Annotated in this window: 15 protein-coding genes and 1 pseudogene; 9 read left to right on the top strand and 7 right to left on the bottom strand. The window is 65.5% G+C overall.

Features of this window, described 5'->3' with window-relative positions; all coding sequences use genetic code 11:
• Positions 1-65: 65 nt before the first annotated feature.
• Positions 66-1121 (bottom strand): thiolase domain-containing protein, encoded by a 1056-nt coding sequence (locus ACFQZZ_RS09655; protein ID WP_378677047.1) that lies wholly within the window; start codon positions 1119-1121, stop codon positions 66-68.
• A 10-nt stretch (positions 1122-1131) separates the two neighbouring features.
• A complete protein-coding gene (locus ACFQZZ_RS09650; RefSeq protein ID WP_378678321.1) occupies positions 1132-2055 on the bottom strand; it encodes a Zn-ribbon domain-containing OB-fold protein in 924 nt (307 codons plus the stop codon).
• A gap of 208 nt (positions 2056-2263) precedes the next feature.
• On the opposite strand from ACFQZZ_RS09650, the gene ACFQZZ_RS09645 reads away from it, so the two are divergent.
• Together ACFQZZ_RS09645 and ACFQZZ_RS09640 are read left to right on the top strand one after the other, a co-directional pair.
• Complete coding sequence (locus ACFQZZ_RS09645) at positions 2264-3301, top strand: LLM class F420-dependent oxidoreductase (protein WP_378678319.1); 1038 nt, start codon at positions 2264-2266, stop codon at positions 3299-3301.
• A gap of 21 nt (positions 3302-3322) precedes the next feature.
• A complete protein-coding gene (locus ACFQZZ_RS09640) occupies positions 3323-4879 on the top strand; it encodes an acyl-CoA synthetase (protein WP_378677044.1) in 1557 nt (518 codons plus the stop codon).
• A 633-nt stretch (positions 4880-5512) separates the two neighbouring features.
• Here ACFQZZ_RS09640 and ACFQZZ_RS09635 read toward each other — a convergent pair.
• Complete coding sequence (locus tag ACFQZZ_RS09635; RefSeq protein ID WP_378677042.1) at positions 5513-6511, bottom strand: sigma-70 family RNA polymerase sigma factor; 999 nt, start codon at positions 6509-6511, stop codon at positions 5513-5515.
• Positions 6512-6723: 212 nt separating this feature from the next.
• On the opposite strand from ACFQZZ_RS09635, the gene ACFQZZ_RS09630 reads away from it, so the two are divergent.
• Entirely contained in the window at positions 6724-7143 is a 420-nt protein-coding gene (locus tag ACFQZZ_RS09630; protein WP_378677040.1) for a VOC family protein, read from the top strand.
• A 50-nt stretch (positions 7144-7193) separates the two neighbouring features.
• On the opposite strand, the gene ACFQZZ_RS09625 is transcribed toward ACFQZZ_RS09630, so the two are convergent.
• Positions 7194-7976, bottom strand: coding sequence for a crotonase/enoyl-CoA hydratase family protein (locus ACFQZZ_RS09625; protein WP_378677038.1), 783 nt, complete (start codon positions 7974-7976; stop codon positions 7194-7196).
• Between the two features lie 62 nt (positions 7977-8038).
• Between ACFQZZ_RS09625 and ACFQZZ_RS09620 the strand changes: the two genes are divergently transcribed.
• Both ACFQZZ_RS09620 and ACFQZZ_RS09615 read left to right on the top strand, forming a co-directional pair.
• The gene (locus tag ACFQZZ_RS09620; RefSeq protein WP_378677037.1) at positions 8039-9688 is read left to right on the top strand and encodes an acyl-CoA synthetase; all 1650 of its coding nucleotides are present in this window, start codon (positions 8039-8041) and stop codon (positions 9686-9688) included.
• Between the two features lie 95 nt (positions 9689-9783).
• On the top strand, positions 9784-10614 hold the full coding sequence (locus ACFQZZ_RS09615) for an acyl-CoA thioesterase domain-containing protein (RefSeq protein ID WP_378677035.1): 831 nt from the start codon (positions 9784-9786) through the stop codon (positions 10612-10614).
• Between the two features lie 51 nt (positions 10615-10665).
• On the opposite strand, the pseudogene ACFQZZ_RS09610 reads toward ACFQZZ_RS09615, so the two are convergent.
• The 3 genes and pseudogenes from ACFQZZ_RS09610 to ACFQZZ_RS09600 all read right to left on the bottom strand — a co-directional run.
• Positions 10666-10740 (bottom strand): annotated as a pseudogene (locus ACFQZZ_RS09610) (FAD-dependent monooxygenase); the annotation flags it as partial.
• Between the two features lie 89 nt (positions 10741-10829).
• On the bottom strand, positions 10830-11939 hold the full coding sequence (locus ACFQZZ_RS09605; RefSeq protein WP_378677033.1) for an acyl-CoA dehydrogenase family protein: 1110 nt from the start codon (positions 11937-11939) through the stop codon (positions 10830-10832).
• A gap of 27 nt (positions 11940-11966) precedes the next feature.
• Positions 11967-13160, bottom strand: a complete 1194-nt coding sequence (locus ACFQZZ_RS09600) for an acyl-CoA dehydrogenase family protein (RefSeq protein WP_378677030.1) — start codon at positions 13158-13160, stop codon at positions 11967-11969.
• A gap of 155 nt (positions 13161-13315) precedes the next feature.
• Here ACFQZZ_RS09600 and ACFQZZ_RS09595 point away from each other — a divergent pair, with 155 nt between their 5' ends.
• The 4 genes from ACFQZZ_RS09595 to ACFQZZ_RS09580 all read left to right on the top strand — a co-directional run bounded on the left by ACFQZZ_RS09595 (position 13316) and on the right by ACFQZZ_RS09580 (position 16397).
• Positions 13316-13504 (top strand): ferredoxin, encoded by a 189-nt coding sequence (locus ACFQZZ_RS09595; protein WP_378677028.1) that lies wholly within the window; start codon positions 13316-13318, stop codon positions 13502-13504.
• A gap of 47 nt (positions 13505-13551) precedes the next feature.
• Positions 13552-14469, top strand: a complete 918-nt coding sequence (locus ACFQZZ_RS09590) for a 3-oxoacyl-ACP reductase (protein ID WP_378678316.1) — start codon at positions 13552-13554, stop codon at positions 14467-14469.
• Between the two features lie 307 nt (positions 14470-14776).
• Positions 14777-15541, top strand: coding sequence for an MlaE family ABC transporter permease (locus ACFQZZ_RS09585; RefSeq protein WP_378677026.1), 765 nt, complete (start codon positions 14777-14779; stop codon positions 15539-15541).
• 4 nt (positions 15542-15545) lie between these two features.
• A complete protein-coding gene (locus ACFQZZ_RS09580; protein ID WP_378677022.1) occupies positions 15546-16397 on the top strand; it encodes an MlaE family ABC transporter permease in 852 nt (283 codons plus the stop codon).
• The last annotated feature ends 1 nt before the right edge of the window (position 16398 follow it).

Here is a 16398-nt window from a genome sequence, read left to right as displayed (position 1 = left end):
CTCGCTGGCGCTCGGTTCCGTCGTGCCCCTCGGGCGCTGTGTTGTTGATTCGCTCGCTGGCTCGCTCATTTGGTCTCCAAAACAGTCACAAGATTCTGCTGCAGGGCGGGGCCGCTGGTGGCATGGGCGAGTGCGCGATTCGCGGTGCCCGCCATGATGGCCTCGGCCGCGAAGCCGATCCGCTCCAGGCCTGCGGCGAACATCGGATTGGCCGCCAATGCACCACCCGAGGGATTCACCGTGGTTTCAGGCTTCAAGCCGATCGCCTCGGCGAGAATCAGCTGCTGGTGACTGAACGGCGCATGCAGTTCCGCGATGTCGAAGCCGCTGGTATCGCCGCCGGTAACCGCGTGGGCAGCAGCCGAAGTCGAGGGGGAGACGGTGAGATCGCGGGCGCCGAGTTGAGGAGTGTCGACGCGGTGCGCCATCCCGGTGATCCAAGCCGGGCGCTCGCAGAGTTCGCGGGCCCGGTCGCCGACGGCGAGCACGATCGCCGCCGCACCGTCGGTGATCGGCGCGACGTCATGCGCGCGCAGCGGGTCGGCGACATATGGTGTGCCGAGCAGGCTGTCGATATCGCCGGCAGCACCGGCGGCCACTGCGGCCATATCCCGTTCCGTCCAGCGACCGGCATCGAGCCCGGCGCGCGCCTGCAAGCCCGCGATGGACAGCGAGTCCGGCCACAGCGGGGCGACCAGATAGGGGTCGAGCTGCATGGTGAGGATCTGCCGCAGCGTGCCCGCCGAGGACTTGCCGAAGCCGTACACGAGCGCGGTCTTCGCCTGTCCGGAGCGCAGCTTCACGAACGCCTCGTAGAGCGCCCATGCGGCGTCCATCTCCACGTGGGATTCGTTGATCGGCGGCACCGCGCCGATGGCATCGATCGCCGAAATGAACGAGAAAGCCCGTCCGGCCAGATAGTCGGAGGAGCCGGAACACCAGAAGTCGATATCGGACTTGGTGATGCCGAGCTGGGTGTAGAGCTGCTGAAAGATGGGCACCAGCATCTCGACACCGTTGGTGGTGCCGAAGGTTTCCGGCACGTGCGGTGCGTGGGCGAAACCCACGACCGCGATGTCGGTGCCAGATGTGGCGCTTGCGCCGGTGGCTGCGTCGGTCACGTCGGCCTCTCTAGAGGTGGTGCTTGTAGGTGTCGTATTCGGCGTCCGGCTCGCCGGTGGGACGGAAGTGGTCCACGTTCTCCAGCCCGTAGCCCCACTCCTCGCGCGGCTTCCACACCGCTTCCACTCGCATGCCCATCCGCACTTCGCTCGCCTCGCACCCGAGGACGAGGTGCAGTACGGGGATGTCGGCGCCGTCCAGCAGCACATAGGCCGCCACATACGGCGGCTTGATCCGCTGACCGAGGAACGGCACGTTCACGATGCAGAAGGTGGTGACGGTGCCGCGGTCGGGCAGCTCGACGATTTCGTCGGTCGGTCTGCCATCGGTCGGGTTGGCGCCGCGCGGCGGGAAGTACACCTTGCCCGCGGCGTCGGTCCGCCCGCCGAGCAGCTTGCCCTCGGCAAGTCCACGCAGGTAGATGGTTTCCTGTGGCGACGCGGTGTGCATATAGGCGAGGTCGACCGGGGTGGTGATCACGGTGATCGGCTCGGCGTCATCGGTGGATTCCACTGGTGCGCTGGATGTTTCGCCGGGCTCGAAGCAAGCGATGTCCTTGATGCTGCCCTCGGTCTCGGCAGCCCACCTTGCGACCACGCGCTGGCCGGTGTGGATCGCGTCGGGGGCGGCCACGTCGACGGCGTGCAGCAGCGTGCTGTCCGCGCCGTCGAGCTTGATCAGCGCCCAGGCGAAGGGGCGATCGAACGGCTGTCCTGGCAGTGGATCATGGACCCAGGTCCACGATTCGACAGTGCCGGTGTCGGCCACGTCGACGAACTCGGTGAGCGGCGCGGAGGTGATCGGATCGTATTCCGGTGGCGGCACCAGCACCCGCCCGTCCGAGCCGCGTACGCCGACGATCTTGCGGCCACGCAACTTGGTCAGGAAGGTGCCGATAGTCGGTCCGACCGACCGGGTGTAGTCGAATCGCACCCGGAGGGGCGCGCTGAGTACGTCGGGCTCGGTGTGCCCTCCCGTCGCCCGGCCACCGCCCCTCGTCGAGTCGCTGCGCGACGCAGTGTTCAATTTCGGCCCGCTCTCATTCGCGATTATGCCGGATGCAGTATTCCCCTGAGTCACAATGTCGAGTAGAACAGGTTCTTATTCTGCTGGCAAGAAGTTGGCTGGAAAGAGGTCGATGGTGAAGTTCGGATTGCAACTCGGGTACTGGATGGCGCAACCGCCGCAGAATGCCGGTGAGTTGGTGGTGGCCGCCGAGGCGGCCGGGTTCGACGCCGTATTCGCCGCCGAATCCTGGGGGTCGGATGCCTTCGGTCCGCTGACGTGGTGGGGATCGTCGACGCAGCGGGTGCGCCTGGGCACCTCGGTGGTGCAAATGTCTGCGCGCACGCCCGCCGCGACCGCCATGCACGCGCTGACGCTCGACCATCTCAGCGGCGGCAGGGCGATACTCGGTCTCGGCGTCTCCGGGCCGCAGGTGGTGGAGGGCTGGTACGGGCAGCCGTTCGCCAAGCCGTTGCAGCGCACCAGGGAGTACGTCGGCATCATCCGCCGCGTGCTGGAACGGCAGGCGCCGGTCACCAATGACGGACCGCAGTACCCGCTGCCCTACACGGGGCCTGGGTCGACCGGGCTCGGTAAGCCGCTCAAGCCGATCGTGCATCCGCTACGAGCGGATTTGCCGATCTGGCTCGGTGCCGAAGGCCCGAAGAATGTGGCGCTGACTGCCGAGATCGCCGACGGCTGGCTGGCGATCTACTACGCGCCGCGGCTGGCCGGGATGTATAACGACTGGCTCGACGAGGGCTTCGCCAGGGCGGGCGCGCGGCGTTCGCGGGAGGATTTCGAGATCGCCGCGAGCTGTCAGGTGGTGATCACCGACGATGCCAAGAGCGAGATCGAGCGGATGCGCTGGATTATGGCGCTCTACATCGGTGGCATGGGCGCGCCGGAGCTGAACTTCCACGCGCAGGTGTACCGGCGGATGGGATACGAGCGTGAGGTCGACGAGATCGGCAGGCTCTTTCAGGCGGGCAAGAAGGCCGAGGCGGCCGCGCTGGTGCCGGATGAGCTGATTCTGGATACCGCGATCATCGGTGACGAGGAGCAGGTTCGTAAGCAACTCGGGGTGTGGGAGGCGGCCGGTGTCACCGAGATGCTGGTGTCCGTTCCTGATATCGAGCAATTGCATCGGCTCGCACCCCTTGTACAGATGTAGAACACGTTCTAGATTCGTAGGGTGACGACGCAGGAGTCAGTAGAAATTCTCGGTCTGTGGAACATCGCGAACGCGGAACCCGATCGGATCGCCTTGGTTGATCCCGCGGGCCGCGAGGTGACTTATCGCGAATTGGCCACGCTAGCCAACCGTTACGGCACCGGCCTGCGGGCGCTTGGTCTACAGCCCGGTGACGTACTTGTCAGCATGGTGCACAACTGCGTCGAGGCGGTCGCCGCCTATTTCGCGGCCTACCAGGCCGGGCTGTACATCGTGGCAGTGAATTGGCACCTGACCGGCCCGGAGGTCGCCTACATCCTGTCCGACAGCGAGGCGAAGGCATTCATCGCCAGCGACCGGTTTGCCGCGGCCGCCATCGCCGCAGCCGATGAAGCCGGATTGCCCGCAACGGCACGCTTCGCGGTGGGTGAGATCGATGGCTTCAAATCAGTGGCCTGGCTCGGCGCGGCCGACACCGGCCGCCCCGACAACCGGACCACCGGTGCGCCGATGCTCTATACCTCGGGAACCACGGGGCGGCCCAAGGGTGTTCGCCGTCCACTGACCGGCGCCGATCCGGATGTCGTTCCGCCGCACACGAACGCCTTCTTCGGGTTGTTCGAGCTCGCGCCCTACGACGACCATGTGCATATCTGCGGCTCGCCGCTTTATCACACCGCGGTGCTGAACTGGGCGACCATCTCGATTCAGGTGGGACACAAGGTTGTTCTGATGGATCGCTGGGATGCCGAGGAGATGTTGCGGCTCATCGAGAAGCATCGGGTGACCCACAGTCACATGGTGCCGACCCAGTTCCACCGGCTGCTCGCGCTGCCCGAAGAGGTGCGCGCCAAGTACGACGTGTCTTCGCTGCGCAGCATGGTGCACGGCGCGGCGCCATGCCCGCAGGAGACCAAGCGGCAGATGCTGGCGTGGTGGGGCCCGACCGTCACCGAGTACTACGCGGCCACCGAAGGTGGCGGCACCGTGATCAATGGCACCGAGTGGCTGCTCAAGCCCGGCTCGGTCGGCAAGGCCTGGCCCTGGTCGGTGATCAAGGTGCTCAGCGAGGAAGACGGCTCCGAGGTGCCCGCAGGGGAGACCGGGCTGGTCTACATGAAAATGGGCGCGTCGAGCTTCGAGTACCACCACGCCAAGGAGAAGACCGAGGAGTCGCGGGTCGGTGACCTCTTCACCGTCGGCGACATCGGCCACCTCGATGAAGACGGTTATCTCTACCTGCACGATCGCCGGTCGGACCTGATCCTGTCCGGTGGCGTCAACATCTATCCCGCCGAAATCGAGAGCGTACTGATCACGCACCCGAAGGTCGCCGATGTCGCGGTCTTCGGTCTGCCACATGCGGATTGGGGCCAGGAGGTGAAAGCGGTGGTGCAGCCCGCCAACGGCTTCGAGGGCGACGACGACCTCACCGCCGAGCTACTAGCCTTCGCCGCAACACAATTGGCGAAATACAAGATGCCCCGCTCGATCGACTACCTCCCCGAACTCCCACGCGACCCCAACGGCAAGCTCTACAAGCGCAAACTCAAAGAAACCTACCTACCGACCCCCTAACCCGAACGATCAGCAGTTCCGAACACCCCGTGTGCCAACCCGACACCCCGTGTACTGAGTGTCGGGTTAGCACACGGGGTGTTCGGATCGCGACAGGATGGTCAGGACCGCGAGCAGGGGTGCAGACGATTTGTCTGCCCGGGTCTCCTGGTCGTCGGCGGAGAGATGTCCGACAACGTAACTACAGCCAGTCCTCACGCTGGGAGCTGTGTGCCTGCCTCGAAAAGCTGCGGAAGACCAAGCCGGGTACGGCACACGACGCCACCAGCACTGCCCCCGGCAAAACCACTGGACGGCACACGATCCCGGGACAGCGAGACCGAGGAGTCCGTGCAGGACCACCACCCCGAACCGCAGCCCGACGAACCCATCACCAACCAAGACTTGGGTAGCGTTCCCCGGCCTGGGCAGCGGAACTCGCCTACCAGCGGGTTACCGAGCAGTGCTGGGCACGTCGTGCGCCGTACCCGATTTGGTCTTCCGCAGCCTGAGCAGGCAGGCACACAGCTCCCAGCATGAGGACTGGCTGTGGTTGCGTTCCAGGCGCTTTGGGTAACGGCGGTAGTGGGATGGTTATCGGTAGTGAAATGGTGGCTGCGGTGACGTCTTCGGGCCACCATTTCACTGCGCTCGTCAGACTTCTTCGCGCAGTTCCTGCGCGAGGCCGAACAGTGGGAACAGCTTGTCGGTGTCGAGGAAGAAGTTGAGGCCGGCGACGGTGCCGCCGTCGAGCTCCAGCACGGTGATCGACCATGGGACCCACACGCCGGGCTCGTCGCTCGGCTTGTAGTGGCCGAACGCGGGCAGGCCGTTCGCGCCCTCCAGCCGGACCAGCCGGGAGTCGCGGCAGGCGTGGCCGTGGCCGAGCATGAACGCGGCGACGTTTTCGGGGCCGGAGATCCACAGCTCGAGCGGCGGCATGGACAGTGCCACATCCGCTTTCAGCAGGGTCGTCAGCGTGTCCATGTCGTAGGCCTCGAACGCCTTGACGAAGTCGTCGACCAGCTTGCGCTGGTCCTCGTCGGTCTCGTCATAGGTGTCGGTGGTCGCGGGCTGGACCTTCGACATGGTCGCCCTGGCGCGCTGCAGCGCGCTGTTCACCGACGCGGGTGACATGGTGAGGGCCTCCGCGGTCTCGCTGGCCGAGAACCGCAGCACCTCGCGCATGATCAGGATGGCGCGCTGGGTGGCGGGCAGGTGCTGACAGGCGGCGACGAAAGCAAGCCGCAGTGTGTCTTTCGCGCTCGCATGCTCGGCCGGGTCCGACCCGAAGGCGAGGGCATTGGGGATCGGTTCGATCCAGACGTAGTCCGGCTGCGGCATGGGCAGCGGAGCGTCCGGCCGCGACGGCCCCGACAGGTCCATCGGCCTCGCGCGGCGCTGCGGACCGTCGATCATGTCCAGGCAGACATTGGTGGCGATCCGGTACAGCCAGGACCGGAGGCTGGCTCGGCCTTCGAACGAGTCGTAGGACTTCCATGCCCGGGTGAAGGTCTCCTGCACCACGTCTTCCGCCTCGAAGGACGATCCGAGCATTCGGTAGGCGTAAGCGCACAGCTCCCGCCGATGTCCCTCGAAGGAGGAGAGCACATCAGGGGCGAGGCCGGCGGTGTTGCCGGACAAGTCGGTCATGGAAGTCACCCTGCCACAGGCCACCGACACATCACAGACCAGAAAGCGCTCCACCTGGGGAATCAAGATCATCATCACGGCCGGGCGGCTGTGTGGGCCACTCTGCCTCGCATCACAACGCTGGGCGGCGATGAGTTCTCGGCCGACGGTCCGTCTCTATCTGTGAACCGAAAATACGGACCACGTAATGGACCGAGAGAAGGACACCGAACATGAGCAGCAAGATGATCTTCATCAACCTCCCCGTCGCCGATCTGGGCCGGTCGAAGACCTTCTACGAGGCTCTCGGCTGGAAGGTGAACCAGGACTTCACCGATGACAACGCCGCCTGCATCGTGGTCGACGACAATATCTGCCTGATGCTGCTGACCAAGGATTTCTTCCCGACCTTCAGCAGCCGCCCGCTCGCCGACACCGGCTCGACCATCGGTGCCGCGTATGCGCTCTCGCTGTCCAGCGCCGAAGAGGTCGACACGCTCACCACCGCGGCATTGGCGGTCGGCGCCACCGAGGAGGTCAACGAGGACAAGCGGGCGCAGGAGGCGCAGGTCGGCATGCACGGCCGCACCTTCATCGACCCCGATGGCCACCAGTGGGAGCCGTTCTGGATGGACTACCCCGGCAGCAACTGAGCCATGACGCAAAAGACCCCCGGTGCGGAATGCGCCGGGGGTCTCTTGCGTCAGCTGCCGGTGAAAGTGGGCTTGCGTTTCTCCGCGAAGGCCCTCGGGCCTTCCTTGGCGTCGGCCGACTTGAAGACCGCGGTGCCGAGCTCGGCGTCGATCTTGAACGCCTCTTCCTCATGCATGCCCTCGGTATCGCGGATGGTGCGCAGGATGGCCTGCACCGCGAGCGGTCCGTTGGCCGAGATCTGTGCGGCCAGTTCGAGCGCCTTGTCCAGCGCGGTGCCGTCCGGCACCACATGCCCGATCAAGCCGATCTCCTTGGCCTCGGTCGCGGTTACGTGCCGACCGGTGAGCAGGATGTCCGCGGCGACGGTGTAGGGGATCTGGCGCACCAGTCGCACGGCGGAGCCGCCGAGCGGGAACAGGCCCCAACGCGCCTCGGACACACCGAATTTCGCGCTCTCGCCGGCCACTCGAATGTCGGTGCCCTGCAGGATCTCGGTGCCACCCGCGATGGCGGGACCCTCCACCGCCGCGATCAGCGGCTTGGTGAGCCGACGGCCCTTGAGTAGCGCCTCGATCTTCGACAGATCCCAGCCACCGCCCTTGAAGGAGTCGCCGGGGTGCTGAGTCGTCATCGCCTTCAGGTCCGCACCCGCACAGAACGCGCCGCCCGCGCCGGTCAGGATCGCGACCCGGATGTCGGGATCGCTGTCCACCTGGTCCCAGGCGTCGCGCATGATCGCCATCATCTCGCCCGACAGCGCGTTGCGGGCCTCGGGACGATTCATGGTGACGATGAGGACGTGATCGCGCTTCTCGACGAGGCAATCTGGCATAACTCGTATCTCCTGACTCTCGAGCCTTGTCAGAAACAGTAACACGTTCTATTTTTAGGTCTGTGAGCTACAACATAGCGGACCTAGTCGAACACGCCATCGATCTCATGCCCGACCGCGTAGCGCTGGCCGACGACGGCCGCGAGGTGACTTACGCGCAGCTGGAGGAGCGTGCCAATAAACTGGCGCACTACCTGCTGGAACAGGGTGTCCAACCGGGCGACAAGGTGGGCATCTACTCGCGCAACACGATCGAGGCCGTCGAGGCCATGGTCGCGATCTTCAAGGCTCGCGCCGTGATGATCAACGTGAACTATCGATATGTCGAGAACGAGTTACAGCACATCTTCGACAACTCGGACATGGTCGCGCTCATCCACGAGCGCCGCTTCAGCGACAGGGTGTCCGGCGTTCGCTCGAATACTCCGCTGCTGAAGACAGTCATCGTCGTCGACGACGATACGACCGGCACGATCCCCACCGCAGCGGATTCGGTGGATTACGAAGCGGTGCTTCAGCAGTCCTCCGGCGAGCGCGACTTCGGCGATCGTTCTCCGGACGACCTCTACATGCTCTACACCGGCGGCACCACCGGCCTGCCCAAGGGCGTGATGTGGCGGCAGGAGGATGTGTGGCGGGTACTCGGCGCCGGCATCAACTTCGTCACCGGCGAATACGTCGATGACGAATGGGAATTGGCCAAAGTCGGCGCGGCCAACCCGCAGATGGTGCGGTTCCCGATTCCGCCGATGATTCACGGCGGCTCGCAGTGGGCCACCTTCCACAGCCTGTTCGGTGGCGGCAAGGCCGTGATGATCCCGGAGTTCAGCGGGCACGGCGTGTGGCAGCACATCGATCGCCACAAGATAAACCTCATCTTCATCACCGGTGACGCGATGGCCAGGCCGATGCTCGACGCGTTGATCGAGGGCAATCCGGAAACCGGTAAGCCCTACGACCTTTCGAGCCTGTACGTGATGGCCAGCAGTGCGGCGCTGTTCTCCCCGGCACTCAAGGACCAGTTCCTCGAGTTGCTGCCCAACCGCATGCTCTCGGACTCCATCGGCTCTTCGGAGACCGGTTTCGGTGGGCTGTCCATCGTCACCAAGGGCGCAACGCACACCGGCGGTCCCCGCGTGAAAATCGATGCTTCCACCGAGGTGCTCGGCGAAGACGGCAATCCGGTGGCGCCCGGCTCGGGTGTTGTCGGCATTCTCGCCCGCAAGGGACACATTCCGATCGGTTACTACAAGGACGAAGCCAAGACCGCGGCGACCTTCAAGGAGATCAACGGCGTTCGCTACTCGATTCCCGGCGACTACGCCAGGGTCGAGGAGGACGGCACGGTGACGATGCTCGGCCGTGGTTCGGTGAGCATCAACAGCGGCGGCGAGAAGATCTACCCGGAAGAGGTCGAAGGCGCGCTCAAGTCGCACCCGGAGATCTTCGACGCGCTGGTGGTCGGCGTCGAGGACGCGCGGTGGGGCCAGCGGGTTGTCGCCGTTGTGCAGTGCCGCGGCGACAACCGCCCGTCGCTCGAAGAGCTCCGCCCCATGCTGACCAACGAGATCGCGCCCTACAAGCAGCCGCGCAGCCTGTGGTTCGTCGATGAGATCAAGCGCTCGCCCGCTGGCAAGCCTGACTACCGCTGGGCCAAGGAGCAGACCGAGGCCCGCCCGGCCGATGAACACCTCGAGGCGAGCGGCAAGTAAGACAGTAGGTACGACCGACAACGGCAGGGGTTGCCGCGAACATGCGGCGGCCCTTGCCGTTGCAAGCAGTCGCCAGTGGTGGACAGGAGATCGAATTGGCAACGCCCTATGCGTTTTTCGCGGCCGCCGAACGGGGCTTCGAGCCGTTGCCGTTCGCCGCCAGCGCTTGGTCGTCGAAGATGATCAACGGGCCTGCGATCTGTGGCCTGATGGCCAGGGCGCTGGAGCTGCAGCACTGTTCGGCTGGTTTCACGCCCGCCCGGCTCACTGTCGATCTGTTCCGGCCCACACTGCACAAGCCGGTGTCCGTGGTGACCGAGCTGGTTCGGGAGGGGAAGCGGATCCGGGTCGCCGATGCCGCGCTGATGCAGGACGGCGTGGACGTGGCACGAGCGACGGCGATCTTTTTGCAGCGGTCGGTGCAGCCGCCAGGTCGGGTCTGGACCCGCGCCGTCGGTCCGCAGCCGCCTGCGGTGCCGGTCGCCGACAGGCCGACCCCGCCGCTGTGGAACAGCGACGGGCGACCTGACGGCTGGTCGTCTCGGATCGGCGAGCATCAGAACGATGGACGCAAACGCACCTGGCAGGTACCGATTTCGGTGATCGAGGGGGAGACGCCGTCGGCGTTCGCCGGTGCCGCGATGATCGGTGAAGCGACGAGCATGATGACCAACTGGGGTAGCGAGGGGATCGGGTTCATCAATACCGACCTAACGCTCGCGCTGGCGCGGCCTGCCATTGGGCCGGAGATCGGGTTGGAGGCCGACAGCCACATCAGTGCCGACGGGATCGCCGTCGGCAGTGCGACATTGTTCGACAGGTCCGGATCGTTCGGGACTTGTATGGTGACCGCGCTGTCGAATGCGGACCGGCAGGTGGATTTCACCGACAGTTCGGTCCTCCGGGCGAGGGTCGGGATCAGGTAGGACTTGCGGCGTGTAGACAGAACGGTCCGCGGGGCGCTGCCCCGCGGACCGAGCGTCGCCCGCGAGCAGGACGCGCCCGGCGCGGTAGTGGTCGGCGACGCGGTGATGCACCCGGAAGCGCGCTGAGCTTTCGCGCTCCGTACCGCTGAGTCGGCACGGCAATCGGCCCGCCGGTGGCAGGACCGGCGGGCCGATTCGGGTGCGGAGTTCCTGGGTCAGGCAGGAGTTTCCGCGAGGCGAGAGCCGATGGCGCGGAGGTGGTCGGTGGCCCCGCCGAGCGCGAATTCATTGTGCTTGGCAGCGGTGAAGTAGTTGTGCACGATGTGGTCACGATCGATGCCGACACCGCCGTGTACGTGGACGACGGTGTGCGCCACCCGATGTCCCGCATCGGCGGCCCAGAACTTGGCGGTATGCACCGCCTCGGCGCTCGGCAGATTCTCCGACAGCTGCCAGGTGGCCTGGGTGACGGCCAGGCGCAGGCCCTGTACGTCGATGTACCCGTCGGCGAGACGCTGCGCGACGGCCTGGAAGCTGCCGACCGCCTTGCCGAATTGCTCACGCTCACGGGCGTAGTCGGCGACGAGCTCCAGTGCGCGCTCGACGGTGCCGAGCTGCTGGGAGCTCAGGCCGAGCCAGGCCCTGGTCAGTAGCCAGTCCAGGATCTCGGCGCCGTTGTCGACGCTGCCGATCAATTCGGCAGGGGTGTCGGTGAATTCGAGCGAGTACTCGGCGCTCAGGTCGGTCACCTGCTGAGCAGTCACCTGGACCGAGGCATCGGACGGATCGACGAGGAACACCGCGGCACGGCCGGAAGCCGTTGCCGGGACCAGGATTCGGGAGGCTTGCGCGGCGAACGGCACCGCCAGCTTGGCGCCGGTCACCCGCCAGCCACCACCCCCCTCTACCGCGGTGGTGGTCGGTTTGGTCGGTTCCCAGTTCTGTTCCTCCGCCAGTGCTGCCGTGAGGATCGCGCTGCCCGCACCGGCCTGGGTGGCCCAATCGCGTTGCGCGTCGGTGCCGAAGGCGGCCAGCGCGCCCGCACCGAGCACAACCGACCACAGGTACGGCACCGCGGCCACATGTTTGCCGAGCTCACGCAGGATGGCGCTCTGCTCGAGCGGACCGAAGCCGTTGCCGCCGACGGTCTCCGGCAGCGCCGCCGCCAGCACGCCGGTCTCGGCAAGCGAGGCCCACAGCGGTTCGTCGAAACGCACGGCGGTCTTGTCGAGTTCGCGCAGCCGGTCGGCGGTGACCAGCTTGCCGCAGACCTCGCCGGTCAGCCTGGCGAGATCGAGCTGGGCCTCGGTGGGGGTGAAATCCATGGCGATCTACCTTTCGAAAGTCTCGCGTCAGCGCGCCGAGGCCGGTTGCTTGAGGGCGGTCATGGCGATGATGTCGCGCTGGACCTCATTGGTGCCGCCACCGAAGGTGAGGATCAGCGCGGCGCGGTGCATCCGCTCGAGTCGCCCGCGCAGCACGGAGCCGGGGGAGTCCTGGCGCAGGTAGGCCTGCGGGCCGAGGATCTCCATCAGCAGCCGGTACGCCTCGGTGGCCAGTTCGGTGCCGTACACCTTGCAGGTGGAGGCGTCCCATGGACGTGGCGCGGCGTCGCCGCCCGCGTCGGCGCGGCTGGCGATCTCCCAATTCATCAGCTTCAGGTACTCGACCTTGGCGTGCACCCTTGCGAGATTGAGCTGCACCCATTCCTTGTCGATCACCCGCTGGCCGTCGGCGGACTTGGTATTGCGCGCCCACTCCACGGTTTGGCTCAGTGCGAGGCCGAGCGGCCCGGCCGAGGTGAGCGCGACCCGCTCGTGGTTGAGCTGATTGGTGATCAGCGCCCAGCCGCCGTTCTCCTTGCCGACCAGCGAGCTCGCGGGGACGCGGACGTCCTGGTAGTAGGTGGCGCTGGTATCGGGGCCCGCCATGGTGTGCACCGGCGTCCACGAGAAGCCCTCGGCCGTGGTCGGCACGATGAGCATGCTGATGCCCTTGTGCTTCTTTGCGGTCGGGTCGGTGCGCACGGCCAGCCAGATGTAATCGGCGTAGGCGATGAGGCTGGTCCACATCTTCTGACCGTTGATCACGTAGTCGTCGCCGTCGCGCACCGCGGAGGTGCGCAGGCTGGCCAGGTCGGTGCCCGCGCTCGGCTCGGAGTAGCCGATGGCGAAGTGCAGTTCGCCCGCGGCGATCTTGGGCAGGAAGAACTTCTTCTGCTCCTCGCTGCCGTAGTGCATGATCGTCGGCGCCACCGAGTTGATGGTCAGGAAGGGCACCGGCGCGCCCGCGATGGCCGCCTCGTCGGTGAAGATCAGCTGGTCCATCGTCGGCCGGTCCTGGCCGCCGAACTCCTTCGGCCAGGCCAGGGTGAGCCAGCCGTCGCGGCCCATCTCCTGCACGACCTCGCGGTACACGTTGCCCTGCCCGTACTCGCCGGTCTGCGAGCTCAGCGCGGCTCGGCGCTCCGGGGTGATCAGCCGCGCGAAGTAGTCGCGCAGCTCCGCGCGGAGCTCTTCCTGCTGTGGCGTGTACGCAATGCGCATGGCAATACCTCATGCCTTCGTTCGATTGGGTTCAACCGATCATTGCATATGAACTGAAACATGTTCCAGTATTGAAGGGGAATCGGCTCGATGGCGGCGCGCGTGACGGCATCGGCTTGTTAGGCTTCGAAGAGAGTCGAAGTGAAGGAGTTCTCATGAAGGTCAGTGTTGATCTGGACCAGTGCGAAGCGAACGGAATCTGTGTCGGAATCGCCCCCGACGTCTTCGAACTCGATGACGAGGACGTGCTGCACATCGTGGCGGCCCAGGTTCCCGAGGATCGGCTCGCCGATGTGGAGGATGCGGTCGCGCAGTGCCCCAAGGCCGCGCTGCGGTTGGAGTGACCCGCACCTTGCTCTAGATAGGAACACGTTCTAGAGTCGGCGCCGTGATTGAAACAGAAGTGATCGGCAACACAGACCTCTCGGGCCGGGTGGCGATCGTGACCGGGTCCGGCGCGGGGCTGGGCCGGGCCGAGGCGCTCGCCCTGGCCGCCGCGGGCGCGTCTGTGGTGGTCAATGACCTGTCCGAATCGGACGCGGTAGCCGACACCCTTGCCGAGATCCGGGCACTCGGCGCCAAGGCGGAGTTCGTTGCCGGCAGTATTGCCGAGCGCTCGACCGCCGATGCGCTCATCCGCACCGCGGACGAGGCGTTCGGCGGCGTCGACATCGTGGTCAACAATGCGGGCATCACGCGCGACCGGATGCTGTTCAACATGTCCGACGAGGACTTCGACGCGGTGATCGCGGTGCACCTGCGTGGTCATTTCCTGCTGTCCCGCAACGCGGGAGCCTATTGGCGCGCCAAGTCCAAGGCTGCGGGCGCACCGATCTACGGCAGGCTCGTCAACACCTCCTCCGAAGCGGGACTGCTCGGACCTGAGGGGCAGGCCAACTATGGGGCCGCCAAGGCGGGTATCACCGCATTGACGCTGTCCGCGGCGCGCGGTCTTTCCCGCTTCGGCGTGCGCGCCAATGCCATCTGCCCGCGGGCGCGGACCGCGATGACCGAGGCCGTGTTCAGCGCGGCGCCCGAGGGCGGCATCGATCCGCTCGCGCCGGATCATGTGGCGAGGCTGGTCGCCTACCTCGCCTCGCCGGCCGCCGATGCGGTCAACGGGCAGGTCTTCGTGGTGTACGGGCCGATGGTCGCGCTGATGGCGGCGCCGACGGTCGAGCAGCGGTTCGACGCCGAGGGCGACCAGTGGTCGGCGAATGATTTGGCCGCCACGCTCGGTGGGTACTTCGCCGATCGGCCGGAAGGCCGTACATTTTCGGCATCTGCATTGCTCGATCTTGATCGCTAGCGAGTGCTGGTCGCTCGAGAACGCTGATCAGCTGGTTGATGGCGGCCGCCATCGGTCAACTGTTGATCACTGGTCCAGCACTTGGTAGACATGGGAGTCATGGTGTGCGAAGGCTCACAAAGCCCAGGTCATGCATTTCTGACACACGTTTCAAATTGAAATCCCCGCGTCTAAGAAAAGTGCAGTTCAAAAGTGGCGAAAAGCTTCCGGCAGCAAAATGAACATGTTCTAATCGTTGAGGCAACGACGCCTCGAGGGGGCATCACGCTGTGAGCTGTACAAGCAGGATGAGCAAGGAGGATCGCGAATGAACGAGGTCCTCGCTGTGCCGTTGCGGGCAGTCGGCGGGTTTTTCGAACTTGTCGCAGATGTCGCGCGCGCCAGTATCCGACGCCCGTTCCAATGGCGCGAATTCATTGATCAAGCCTGGTTCATCGCCCGTGTCTCGATCGTTCCGACGCTGCTGGTCGCGATCCCGTTCACCGTCCTGGTCAGCTTCACGCTGAACATCCTGCTTCGCGAAATCGGCGCCGCCGACCTCAGCGGCGCCGGTGCGGCATTCGGTGCGGTCACCCAGGTCGGACCGATCGTCACCGTGCTCATCGTGGCAGGCGCGGGCGCCACCGCGATCTGCGCCGACCTCGGCGCCAGGACCATCCGCGAAGAGATCGACGCGATGCGCGTGCTCGGCATCGACCCGGTCCAGCGGCTGGTGGTGCCTCGGGTGCTGGCCTCGACCTTCGTCGCGCTGATGCTCAACAGCCTGGTGTGCACCATCGGCATCGTCGGCGGCTTCCTGTTCTCGGTACTGCTGCAGGATGTGAACCCCGGCGCCTTCGTCAACGGCATCACGCTGCTCACCCATCTACCCGAACTCGTCATCTCCGAGGTGAAGGCCGGCTTGTTCGGCCTGATAGCCGGACTGGTGGCGTGTTACCTGGGCCTGAATGTCAAGGGCGGTCCGAAGAGTGTCGGTGATGCGGTGAACCAGACCGTTGTCTTCGCCTTTATGGCGCTGTTCGTGGTGAACGTCGTGGTCACTGCCGTCGGTATCAAGTTCTCGGCGCGGTGATCACATGGCATTCGTGATCGAATCCCGGTTCCCGCGCACTGTGCGGCGCGTGCGTCGATTTTCTGGCTCACTCGATTCGATGGGCAAGCATGCGGTGTTCTATGCGCAGACGCTGGGATCCATTCCGCGCGCGCTGGTGCACTACCGGACCGAAACGATCCGATTGATCGCCGAGATCAGCATGGGCACAGGTGCTTTGGCTGTTATCGGCGGCACCGTTGTCATCGTCGGATTTCTCACCCTGTTCACCGGCGGCACCATTGCGGTGCAGGGTTACAGCTCGCTCGGCAATATCGGCGTCGAGGCGCTGACCGGATTCTTCGCGGCCTTCATCAACGTACGCATTGCGGCGCCGGTGATTTCGGGCATCGGCCTGGCTGCGACCATCGGCGCGGGGTCGACCGCACAGCTGGGTGCGATGCGGGTGGCCGAGGAGATCGACGCGCTGGAATCGATGGCGATCCGGCCGGTGCCCTACCTGGTCGGCACCAGAGTGCTGGCCGGGATGATCGCGATCGTTCCGCTGTACGCGCTGGCGGTCATCTGTTCGTTCGTCGCGAGCCGGTTCGCCACGGTCGTCATCTACGGGCAGTCGGCGGGCGTGTACGACCACTACTTCTCGACGTTCCTGATTCCCAGCGACATCCTCTGGTCGTTCGCGCAGGCGATCTTCATGGCCTTGGCGGTCATGATGATTCACACCTACTACGGCTATCACGCCGCGGGCGGGCCGGTCGGTGTCGGGATCGCGGTAGGCAATGCGGTGCGGGCCTCGCTGGTCGCGGTGGTCACGGTGACCCTGCTGATCTCGCTGGCCATCTACGGCACCTCCGGCAACTTCCATCTCTCCGGGTAAA

This window comes from Nocardia sp. GCM10030253, assembly GCF_042675075.1.
In the GTDB taxonomy this organism is placed as follows: Bacteria; Actinomycetota; Actinomycetes; order Mycobacteriales; family Mycobacteriaceae; genus Nocardia.
This window is presented reverse-complemented; position numbering and strand designations above follow the sequence as displayed.